This window comes from Psychrilyobacter sp., assembly GCF_049671765.1.
GTDB lineage: Bacteria > Fusobacteriota > Fusobacteriia > Fusobacteriales > Fusobacteriaceae > Psychrilyobacter.
In genome coordinates this window covers 1-11033 of sequence record NZ_JBATVM010000022.1, presented here as the reverse complement: position 1 = coordinate 11033, position 11033 = coordinate 1, and the positions used below count along the sequence as shown (strand labels likewise).

At 31.0% G+C, this 11033-nt stretch carries 11 protein-coding genes and 1 pseudogene; 6 read left to right on the top strand and 6 right to left on the bottom strand.

Annotated elements, in window-relative coordinates; genetic code table 11:
• The 6 genes from pyrE to WBG30_RS01030 form a co-directional block, all read right to left on the bottom strand.
• Positions 1-526: orotate phosphoribosyltransferase (pyrE, locus tag WBG30_RS01055; protein ID WP_424502788.1), on the bottom strand; the 526-nt coding region annotated here is incomplete at its 3' end.
• Entirely contained in the window at positions 519-1772 is a 1254-nt protein-coding gene (locus WBG30_RS01050; RefSeq protein ID WP_424502787.1) for a dihydroorotase, read from the bottom strand. The genes WBG30_RS01050 and pyrE, both read right to left, overlap by 8 nt.
• Before the next feature lie 76 nt (positions 1773-1848).
• The gene (gene pyrF, locus WBG30_RS01045; protein WP_424502786.1) at positions 1849-2565 is read right to left on the bottom strand and encodes an orotidine-5'-phosphate decarboxylase; all 717 of its coding nucleotides are present in this window, start codon (positions 2563-2565) and stop codon (positions 1849-1851) included.
• A complete protein-coding gene (locus WBG30_RS01040; RefSeq protein ID WP_424502785.1) occupies positions 2549-3517 on the bottom strand; it encodes a dihydroorotate dehydrogenase in 969 nt (322 codons plus the stop codon). Before WBG30_RS01040 ends, pyrF begins: the two co-directional genes overlap by 17 nt.
• Positions 3517-4314: a dihydroorotate dehydrogenase electron transfer subunit gene (locus WBG30_RS01035; RefSeq protein WP_424502784.1), complete on the bottom strand. Its 798-nt coding sequence runs from the start codon at positions 4312-4314 to the stop codon at positions 3517-3519. Before WBG30_RS01035 ends, WBG30_RS01040 begins: the two co-directional genes overlap by 1 nt.
• A 58-nt stretch (positions 4315-4372) precedes the next feature.
• Positions 4373-4516 carry a hypothetical protein gene (locus WBG30_RS01030; protein WP_424502783.1) on the bottom strand — a complete coding sequence of 48 codons (144 nt, stop codon included), beginning with the start codon at positions 4514-4516 and terminating at the stop codon, positions 4373-4375.
• A 261-nt stretch (positions 4517-4777) separates the two neighbouring features.
• Between WBG30_RS01030 and WBG30_RS01025 the strand changes: the two genes are divergently transcribed.
• The 6 genes and pseudogenes from WBG30_RS01025 to WBG30_RS01000 all read left to right on the top strand — a co-directional run.
• Positions 4778-5263: a YchJ family protein gene (locus tag WBG30_RS01025; protein ID WP_424502782.1), complete on the top strand. Its 486-nt coding sequence runs from the start codon at positions 4778-4780 to the stop codon at positions 5261-5263.
• Between the two features lie 181 nt (positions 5264-5444).
• Complete coding sequence (locus WBG30_RS01020) at positions 5445-5912, top strand: GAF domain-containing protein (RefSeq protein ID WP_424502781.1); 468 nt, start codon at positions 5445-5447, stop codon at positions 5910-5912.
• A gap of 161 nt (positions 5913-6073) precedes the next feature.
• Positions 6074-6232: a hypothetical protein gene (locus WBG30_RS01015; protein WP_424502780.1), complete on the top strand. Its 159-nt coding sequence runs from the start codon at positions 6074-6076 to the stop codon at positions 6230-6232.
• Positions 6233-6292: 60 nt separating this feature from the next.
• The gene (carA, locus tag WBG30_RS01010; protein WP_424502779.1) at positions 6293-7354 is read left to right on the top strand and encodes a glutamine-hydrolyzing carbamoyl-phosphate synthase small subunit; all 1062 of its coding nucleotides are present in this window, start codon (positions 6293-6295) and stop codon (positions 7352-7354) included.
• 118 nt (positions 7355-7472) lie between these two features.
• The gene (gene carB / locus WBG30_RS01005; protein ID WP_424502778.1) at positions 7473-10679 is read left to right on the top strand and encodes a carbamoyl-phosphate synthase large subunit; all 3207 of its coding nucleotides are present in this window, start codon (positions 7473-7475) and stop codon (positions 10677-10679) included.
• A gap of 192 nt (positions 10680-10871) precedes the next feature.
• Positions 10872-11033: pseudogene (locus WBG30_RS01000) on the top strand (aspartate carbamoyltransferase); the annotation flags it as partial.

Genomic DNA, 11033 nt, shown 5'->3' with positions numbered 1-11033 from the left:
CAGGAAATCCAGAAAGTGTTTCCCATTTACAGTTAGCTTCTTCAAATCTATCGTATGCTTTTTTAAACTCATATGAGAATATTGCCATAACTTCTACACCTTTAGATCCTTCTCTTCTTGCTGCTTCAAGTGCCGAGATACAACTCCCACCTGTAGAGATAAGATCTTCAATTACTATTATTTTTTTACCTTTTACATCTGCACCTTCTATTTGCTTCCCAGCTCCATGAGCTTTAGGTTTAGATCTGATATAAGCCATAGGTTTATTCATTTTTTCTGCTATGAACGCTGCCCATGGAATTCCTGCTGTTGCTGTTCCTGCTAAGATGTCAAACTCTTTATCTTTTAATGCTTCTATAAAAGCATCTACTATGTCTGTTCTTTCCTTTGGGAAACCAATAACTTTTCTATTGTCACAGTATATAGGAGACTTAATCCCTGATACAAATGTAAATGGCTCCACTACGTTTAATCTTACTGCTTCTACTTTTAATAGTGCTCTAGCTACTTTTTTTGCATTACTCATATTCAATTTCACTCCCTGTATTTTCAATTATTTCATTTTTATTATATACAATTTCCCCATTGACTATTGTAGTTTCAATTTTTCCTAATCCTGTATATCCATCAAATGGAGTCCATCCACATTTTGATAATGTAGTTTTATTTTCTAAGATAAACTTTTTTTCAAGATCTACCACTACTAGATCACCGTAGTAACCCACTTTAATTTCTCCTCTATCTTTTATTCCAAATATTTTACTTGGATTTTTAGACATTAGGTCTATCAATTTAGATAAAGTAATTTTTCCTTTAGATACCGCATCTAACATCAATGATAATGAGTTTTCAACTCCTGGGATTCCAAATGTAACCTTTTCTAATTTTTCTGAAAGGAGATGAGGAGCATGGTCAGTACCAATTGTATCAATAGTTCCATCATTTATAGCATTCCATAAAGCTTTTATATCATCTGTTGTTTTTAACTCTGGTTTCATCCTGAGCAGCATTTCATTTTTCTCTTTTATATCATTTTTGCTGAGAAAAAGATGGTGTGGTGTTACTTCCGTATATATTTTTTTTGTAGATTTTGCTCTATTTTTTCTAATAATATCTAGCTCTTTTTTATTTGAGATATGACAAAGATATAATTTTTTTCCATATTTTTGATTATAGGTAATAGCCTTTTCTACCATTTCACCTTCAGCATGAACTGAGACCATCTTTGATTTTAAAAATATATTTTTTAAAACTTCATCTTTTTCAACTAACATCTTTCCTGTAGATATATTCATAAAAACCTTTGTAGAAGCTACTCCATCATGAGGAATAATTTTACTGTTGTCAGTACTCGTACCACCAAAATGAAATCCATAATTTACAATTGATTTCATTGAAGCTAGGTCTTTTTTATTTTGAAGAGCTTTCAGATTTGTAGTGGTAGGTGCAGTATTTGGCATATCTATAAAAGTAGTAATTCCACCTTTGGCACATGCTCTTGACCCTGTATATAAGTCTTCCTTATGAGTTAGTCCTGGATCTCTCATGTGTACATGGGGATCTATAACCCCTGGAATCAGGTATTTTTCACCTTCTAGATCTAAAACATCTAATTTTTTAATATTTTCATCTGAGGATAAAAATGTATCTTTAATAATATTTAAACTATTGATATGAGAACTTATTTTACTAATCTTCCCATCTTTTATATAGATATCTTTTATCTCATATTCATTGCCTGTAGTATTTATTCTAGCATTTTTTATTAACAAATCTATACCTCCTACACTTCCTATCTACTTTGAATTAAATTTAAAATCTGATTTTTTCTAATTCTTTAAGAATTAATTATTTTAAACCCTCCACTATTTCATCTAATATTAATTTAGCTGCATGAATAGGATTTTCTGATTTAGTTATAGGTCTTCCTACTACTAAGAAATCAGCTCCATTTTCAATAGCCATCTTAGGCGTCATTATTCTTTTTTGGTCATTTGAAGCAGCCCATAGTGGTCTCACTCCTGGACAGATTGTGTAGAAGTTTTCTCCACAAAGTTCCTTTATTTTTTTGGCTTCTAGTGGGGAACATACTACTCCATGTAGTCCTGATTCCTTAGTTTCTATAGCCCAATGATTAGCTAATTTACTGATATTTAAATTACTTTTAAAATGTAATGCTACCTCTTCTTCTGTAAATGACGTCAATATAGTAACTGCTATTGCTATAGAAGTAGAATTACTTTCCTTTAGCATACCAGCAACAGATTTCATCATAGTGGGTCCTCCACCAGCATGGACATTAAACATGAAAACCTCTTGTTTATTTGCAAACATCGATGCCATAGTTGTTGTATTTGGAATATCATGAAATTTTAGATCTAAAAATACTTTTTTATCTATGCTATGAAGATAATCTACCGCTTCTCCACGAGTATTTAAAAATAATTCTAGCCCTACCTTATATGTAGATACAGCATCTCCAATTTCATTTACGATATTTTTTACTTCATCTAATGTCTTGTAGTCTAATGCTACTATTAATCTATCTTTAGCCTTTAATTTCATTATTTCCTCCTAATCTACTTCTATACGCTACTCCTCCATCAGGATGAGCCGCTCCAACAATATCACTAATATTATCTATATTATTTTCTATACAGTATTTTTCTAATCCCTCTTTTATCTCTACTGGTAATCTTGGATTTCCAAACATTCCTGTACCTAAAGATATAGCGCTGGCTCCTACCATAATAAATTCTATTGCATCTTCAGTAGAAGATATTCCACCCATTCCAAGAACTGGGATAGATACTGCTTGAGATACTTGGTATATCATTCTAAGTGCTACTGGTTTTACAGCAGGTCCTGATAACCCTCCCATTACATTCCCTAAAATTGGTTTTCTTTTTCTTATATCTATTGCCATTCCTAATAGAGTATTTATAAGGGCAACACCGTTTGCTCCCTCTTCCTCTACTATCTTTGCGATTTCTACTATATTAGTTACATTTGGTGATAATTTTACAATCATAGGTTTCGTTAAGACTTTTCTTACTTCACGAGTTACCAATCTTGCCATCTCTGGATTAGCTCCAAAGGCCATCCCACCGTCTTTAACATTGGGACATGATATATTCAGTTCTACCATCTCTATCTCGTCTATTTGCTCAACTTCTTTAGCAATAGCTATATATTCTTCCAAGATCTTTCCATTTATATTTGCGACCAAAGGAATATTTAATTCTTTTTTTATAGATGGTATTAATTTTTTAAACTCTTCAATCCCTGGATTTTCCAAACCAACTGAATTTAACATTCCAGATGGTGTTTCTGCAATCCTAGTCCCAGCATTTCCATTTCTAGATTCCATAGTTATTCCTTTTAATACTGCAGCTCCTAATTCATTGGGGTTAAAATAATCTTTATATTCTAATCCATACCCAAAGCATCCTGATGCTGTCATTATAGGATTATTTAAGTTTTGACCTAAAAAGTTTATATTTAATCTATTACTCATTATTTACACCCTCCATTTGGATCTATTACATCTACGTCTACTATATCTATACTTTCAAATACGGGTCCATCATAACAAACTTTCTTCATCCCTTTTTTAGTCAATATAGAACATCCTACACAGGCTTTTATTCCACATGCCATTCTTTCTTCTAAAGATACTTGGCATCTAATATTGTTTTCCTGTGCTACTTTTGCTACTGCTTCCATCATAGGATGAGGGCCACAAGTATATATTATATCTATATTTTCATCTTTATTTTTTAATAATTCTTTTAAAATATCTACAGTATTTCCTTTTAGTCCCACACTACCATCATCGGTAGCTACCTTTAGCTCTATATTTTCAAAATTAAATTTTTCTATTATTTTAACTGCACCGGCATTTCTTCCACCACCTATAAAGGTGATATTGTTGTTATCCTTTAAACCTTTGATTAGATATTTGATAGGAGCCATTCCCATTCCACCACCGATTACAACTATATTTTTCCCCTTAAGGTCTATATCATAGCCATTTCCTAGAGGTCCTTGAATATTTATAGTTTCATCTGTAGATAATCTAGTAAATTCTTTAGTTCCTTTTCCCAACGCCTCATAATAAAATTCTAAAATATTTCCATCGACATTGTGTAAACTTATTGGTCTTCTTAAAACTTTTGAGCTATCTTTACATTGGAGCATAAAAAACTGACCTGGCTTAGAATGTTGAGGTGTTTTTATCCCTTCTACCCTCATTAAATAATAATTATCTGCTATTTGTATATTCTCTATTACTTTAACATCTTCTAAAAACATATATTCCTCCTAGATACTCTCATACTAATTTTAAAAAAAAAGGAATAAAAACTAAATATTAGTTTTTATTCCCACTATTATAAATATAAAAATTAAAAATTGAATTGACTGCTCCAAATATAACATAGGGAACATCAGTTAAAAATATAAGAAATTTATCCATAAAATTTATTAAATTATTATTTATAGTTAAAAATTTCATATTTTCCTCCTTCTCTTTTTTTATCTTTTAGAGATATTACCACAGTAATAGAAGTATGTCAAGAAAATTCTTTATTTCTTCCAATGTTCCCACATATTTTATATTTGCAAACCTCTAATTGCTTAGTCATTTTTACCTCCTAAAAAGACTATCTTTTTAATCTTCATATTCTATAGATTTAACTATGGGAACTCTTAGGATATTCACTCTACCTATGGTATAATTATAAACGATTATGTATAATATTTAGGAGGAAAATAAATGAAGAATTGCCCTTGTGGAAAAGAATTAAGTTATGAAGAATGTTGTAAGCCATATATATTAGGTGAAAAAGTACCAGTTACTGCTGAGGATACAATGAGATCTAGATACACTGCTTATGTTGTAGGAGAGGTAGATTATGTTTATAATACACATAATCCTAAAACACGTGGAACTCTTAGTAAAGAAGAGATCAAGCACTGGTCTGAATCTACAGAGTGGACTAAACTAGAGATCATTGAAACTAAAGATGGAGGAGCCGATGATTCTGAAGGTATTGTAGAATTTAAAGGTTACTTTTTAGAAGGGGAAGAAACATTATTTCATCATGAAAGATCATTATTTAAAAAAATAGATGGAGCATGGTCATATGATTCAACTCTATCTACACAAAAGACAATAAAAAAAGAGGTTAAAATCGGAAGAAATGACCCATGTACATGTGGATCTGGTAAAAAATATAAAAAATGTTGTGGGAAAAACTAAATAGTTCTTTTTAAAAATGGGAGAAATCCCATTTTTTTTATTAAATTATTTGACTGTTGAAAAACAAACATTTCCATTTAAAATGATTGAGTAACAAGGCATATCCATGTTATTATTATTAAATGAAATAAAATAAAAAGATTATATGCAAATAAATAAAAATTAAGGAGTTGTAAACATCATGACTAATAATCCCGTAAAAAGTTATACCTACCTTTTAAACTTAGCTAAAAATTTAACTGAAAATGAAGACGACTTTATTGCTAACTGTGCTAACCTTTCTTCTTTGATATTTAATAATATTGAGGATCTAAATTGGGCAGGATTTTATCTATGGAAAAACGATAAATTAATTTTAGGACCATTTCAAGGTCTAACAGCTACTACCAAAATAGAATTGGGAAAAGGTGTTTGTGGGAGTTCTGCAAAAGACAAAATTACATATGTAGTCCCTGATGTACATAAATTCCCAGGACATATAGCCTGTGATTTGGCATCTAATTCAGAAATTGTAATTCCACTTATAAAAGATCAGAAATTAATCGGAGTATTAGACATAGATAGCCCAAAATTAAACCGATTTTCTGAAGATGATAAAATTAATTTGGAAAAATTAGTTTTTATTTTACTAGAGAATAGTTGTCTCTAATATCATTACAAAACCAAGTATCTACACAATTTTTTAGTGATATTCTATTTTAAAAATATATTTTAAATCACCTTGATATTTATTATGATTCAAAAATAAACATTGACACATCCCGTTATTTTTGATATTCTAATATAAGAAATTTTTAGGAGGCGTTGAATTTGAAAAATAAAAGATTACTGATAATACCAATTAACTTTAACAATATATTTCAATTTAACAAATTTTTATTTTTAAAAGATGTTCCTTATATAGCATATGGAGCTGTATCTTTGTTTTTAAATTTTAATAATAATTTTATTCTAAAGAATAATGACTAATCTATTTTAGTTATTATTCTTTTTTTTTAGCATAAACTTATAAGAAACCTAGGAGGCATTATGAAGGCAAAACTGATATTAGAAAATGGAATGGTATTCGAAGGAAAAGCTTTTGGTTACACAAAGGAAGCTGTAGGAGAATTAGTGTTTAATACATCTATGACAGGATATCAAGAAGTTCTTACTGATCCATCATACTACGGACAAATAGTTGTAATGACTTATCCAATGATTGGAAACTATGGTCTTAATCTAGATGACTTAGAGAGTAGTGGTGCAAAGGTAAGAGGGTTTGTAATAAAAGAACCTGCTAAATTACCTAATAACTTTAGATGTGAGATGACATTAGACGGTTATCTAAAACAGCATAAAATCATGGGATTCAAAGGGATCGATACAAGACATCTAACTAAAATCATAAGAGATAATGGATCTATGAAGGCTATAATCACTATTGATGAACTTACACAAAAAGAAATTAAAAATACAATGAAAGATTTTTCAAATATAGATGCAGTAAGTATCGTAAGTACAAAAGAGGTCTATGAAGCTCCTTGTGGTGCTGAAAAAGTAAATAAAAAAATTGGAATGATGGATTTTGGAATAAAACAAAATATTATCAGATCTTTCCATAAAAGAAATTGTGACTTAACTATATTTCCATGGAATACAACTGCTGAGGAGATCTTATCTTATAATCTAGATGGTGTATTCTTATCTAATGGCCCTGGAGATCCTGCCGATCTAACTGGTGTCATAGATGAAATCAAAAAAATGGTAGGGAAAACTCCTATAATTGGAATATGTTTAGGACATCAACTATTATCATGGGCATTGGGAGGTTCAACTAACAAATTAAAATTTGGTCATAGAGGAGCTAACCATCCAGTAAAAGATTTAGAAAAAAATAAAATATTTATTACATCTCAAAATCATGGGTATGTAGTAGACAAAATGCCAGAAGGTGTAGAGATCACTCAGATAAACTTAAATGATAATTCTGTAGAAGGAATGAAAGACTACAAAAATAAGATAGCATCAGTACAATACCATCCAGAGGCGTCACCAGGACCAGAAGATTCTCAATATGTATTTGATGATTTTATTAAGATGCTAGGATAGATCCTTTCATCTTTGAGGTCTCCCCAGCTTAATACTCTACGTTGGTTTCTTTTACCAAGAGAAACCATAAAAAAAAGAGTTATATCTTTGGTAAATTTTTTTTAAGTGAGGTAATTGAATGTTAGACAAAAATATAAAGAAAACCCTTGTAATAGGATCTGGACCAATTGTAATAGGACAAGCTGCTGAATTTGATTATTCTGGAACTCAAGCTTGTGAAGCACTAAAAGAAGAGGGAGTAGAAGTAGTACTAATAAACTCTAATCCTGCTACAATAATGACAGATAAAAGTGTAGCCGATAGAATATATATTGAACCAATCACATTGGAATTTGTGACTAAAGTAATAGTGAAGGAAAAACCTGATTCAATCTTAGTAGGGATGGGTGGACAAACTGCTCTTAACATGGCAGTAGAATTAGAAGACAGTGGAATATTAGCTAAACATAATATAAAAGTATTGGGTACAAGTATCGATTCTATAAAGAGGGGAGAAGATAGAGACCTATTTAGAGATGCTATGAACAAGATAGGGGAACCTACAATAGAAAGTATGATAGTTGAAAATCTAGAAGATGGATTAGAATTTGCTAATCAAATTGGTTACCCACTAATTGTAAGACCTGCATATACACTGGGGGGAACTGGTGGAGGAATGGCTAACAACCCACAAGAGTTAGAAAATATCTTATTAAAGGGACTTGTTTTATCTCGTGTAGGACAAGTATTAGTCGAAAAATCTATCCTTGGATGGAAAGAAGTAGAATATGAAGTAATGAGAGATATAAATGGTAATAGAATTACAGTATGTAATATGGAAAATATAGATCCAGTTGGAATTCATACAGGAGACAGTATAGTAGTAGCTCCATCTCAAACATTATCTGATAAAGAATATCAAATGCTAAGAACATCTGCACTTAATATTATAGATGAAATTGGAATCGTAGGAGGATGTAATGTACAATTTGCTCTCAATCCTGATTCATTCGAATATGCAATTATAGAGATTAACCCTATAGTATCTAGATCATCTGCACTGGCTTCTAAAGCTACTGGTTACCCAATCGCAAGGGTAGCAGCAAAATTATCATTGGGCTACACTCTAGATGAAGTAAAAAATGAAGTTACTGGAAAAACATATGCTTGTTTTGAACCAGCACTAGATTATATAGTAGTAAAAATTCCAAAGTGGCCATTTGATAAATTTGAAAAAGCTGATAGAAAATTAGGGACAAAGATGATGGCTACTGGAGAGATCATGGCTATTGGAAATAACTTCGAAGCAGCATTTTTAAAAGGTGTTAGATCGCTAGAAATCGGACAATATGGTTTAGAGCACAAAGCTTCTACACTAAGATCTATACAAGAACTAAAAAAGAGGGTAGTAAGCCCAGACGACGAAAGAATATTCGATCTAGCTGAGATGCTAAGACGTGGATACACTAAGACTATGTTACAAAAAATTACTGGAATGGATCCATTTTTCATGGAAAAACTCCAATGGATAGTAAATCAGGAAGAAGTTTTAAAGAAAACTAAATTATCTGATCTTACACCTAAAAACCTTAGAAACTGGAAGAAAAAAGGTTTCTCAGATAGAGCCATGGCAAAGTTTATGGGATTAAATGAAGATGACATAGTAGCTAAAAGAAAAGAACTAAATATTATACCTGTATACAAGATGGTAGATACCTGTGCAGGAGAATTTGAAGCTTCTTCATCTTATTATTACTCAACTTATGATCTACATGATGAAGTCGAAATATCAGACAGAAGAAAAGTTATAGTAATTGGATCAGGGCCCATTAGAATAGGACAAGGAATTGAATTTGATTACTGTACAGTGCATACAGTAAAAGCACTACAAAAATTAGATATCGAAACTATCATTATAAATAATAATCCTGAAACTGTATCAACAGATTTCTCAACTGCCGATAAATTATATTTTGAACCATTGGTATTAGAAGATGTTATGAACATCATAGAAAAAGAAAATCCAGAAGGAGTTATCTTACAATTTGGTGGACAAACTGCTATAAAATTAGCAAATGATTTAGCAGATTTAGGAATTAATATCATTGGTACTTCTGCTGATATGATCGATGCTGCTGAAGATAGAGAAAGATTTGAAGCTATCCTAGAAAAATTAAATATAAAAAGACCTAAAGGAAGAGCCGTTTGGAATACAGAAGATGGTGTAGCAGAAGCCGAAAAAGTTAAATATCCAGTATTAGTAAGACCTTCGTATGTATTAGGTGGACAAGGGATGGAAATCTGTTACTTAGAAGAAAACTTAAAAGGTTACTTAGAAGCTTCTTTCATTAGAGATCCTAAAAATCCAGTATTAGTAGACAAATATTTAAATGGTGTGGAGATCGAAGTAGATGCAATATGTGACGGTGAAAACGTTCTTATCCCTGGAATCATGGAACATCTTGAGAGAGCAGGAATTCATTCTGGAGACTCAATCACAGTTTATCCGCAGCAAAATTTATATGAGGGAACAGAGGAAGAAATCCTAGAAATAACTAAAAAATTAGCAAAAGAATTAAATATAATCGGAATGATGAATATACAGTTTATCGCATATGAAAACGAATTATATATCATAGAAGTAAATCCAAGATCATCTAGAACAGTTCCTTATATCTCTAAGGTGGCAGGAGTTCCAATGATAGAATTAGCAACTAAAGTAATGATGGGACAAAAATTGACTGATCTATCATATGGTATAGGAATATACAAAAAACCAAATATAGTAGCAGTAAAAGTACCTGTATTCTCTACAGAAAAACTTGGGGGAGTAGAAGTATCATTAGGACCTGAGATGAAATCTACAGGAGAAGTATTAGGAATAGGAAATAATATGGACGAAGCCATCTACAAAGGCCTTGTAGGAGGATATAGAATCCATGAAATTAAGAATAAGAGGATTTTAGCAACTATAAAAGGAAGCGATAAAGATGAGTTTTTAAGTCTAGCTAAAAGACTTATCAACCAAGGATGTACAATGATTGGAACTGGTGGAACTGCTGAATACTTAAATAATAATGGCGTAAAGTGTGATACTATAAACAAAATTAATGAAGCTTCTCCTAATATAATTGATAAATTAAAAACACAACAAATAGATCTACTTATCAACACTCCTACAAAAGCAAATGACGCTCAAAGAGATGGATTTAAGATAAGAAGAACAGCTATAGAATATGGTGTAGAAGTATTAACATCACTAGATACACTAAATGCAGTATTAAACATTATGGAAAAAGATGTAGATACTAGAGATTTAGATATCTTTGATATCAGTAAAATATAATATTTATATAAAACTCTCTTCCTTTATACGGTAAATTCCATGGGGATTAAATGTTAACCTCGTAGAAGAAAACCAAAATAAAAAATAAGTTACCCTCTCCCTTAGAGGGAGAGGGTATTTTTAATAACTAAAGAGGGTTATAGGAGGTAAATAAATGAAAGAAATACTGTCATTAAATAATTTAGCAATAAAAGATATCTTAACTATCTAGATAAAGCAAAAGAATTGGAAAATAACCCTAAACCTAGAGAATTAGATAATAAAATTTTATCCACTGTATTTTTCGAACCTTCTACTAGAACTAAACTCTCTTTTATAAGTGCTATGTATAAATTAGGAGGAAAAGTAATAGAA

Excerpts from the sequence above, each read along its gene's own strand:
- pyrF (WP_424502786.1), bottom strand. The coding sequence starts at position 2,565 with ATGAAATTAAAGGCTAAAGATAGATTAATAGTAGCATTAGACTACAAG.
- WBG30_RS01040 (WP_424502785.1), bottom strand. The coding sequence starts at position 3,517 with ATGAGTAATAGATTAAATATAAACTTTTTAGGTCAAAACTTAAATAAT.
- WBG30_RS01035 (WP_424502784.1), bottom strand. The coding sequence starts at position 4,314 with ATGTTTTTAGAAGATGTTAAAGTAATAGAGAATATACAAATAGCAGAT.
- WBG30_RS01030 (WP_424502783.1), bottom strand. The coding sequence starts at position 4,516 with ATGAAATTTTTAACTATAAATAATAATTTAATAAATTTTATGGATAAA.
- WBG30_RS01025 (WP_424502782.1), top strand. The coding sequence starts at position 4,778 with ATGAAGAATTGCCCTTGTGGAAAAGAATTAAGTTATGAAGAATGTTGT.
- WBG30_RS01020 (WP_424502781.1), top strand. The coding sequence starts at position 5,445 with ATGACTAATAATCCCGTAAAAAGTTATACCTACCTTTTAAACTTAGCT.
- carA (WP_424502779.1), top strand. The coding sequence starts at position 6,293 with ATGAAGGCAAAACTGATATTAGAAAATGGAATGGTATTCGAAGGAAAA.
- carB (WP_424502778.1), top strand. The coding sequence starts at position 7,473 with ATGTTAGACAAAAATATAAAGAAAACCCTTGTAATAGGATCTGGACCA.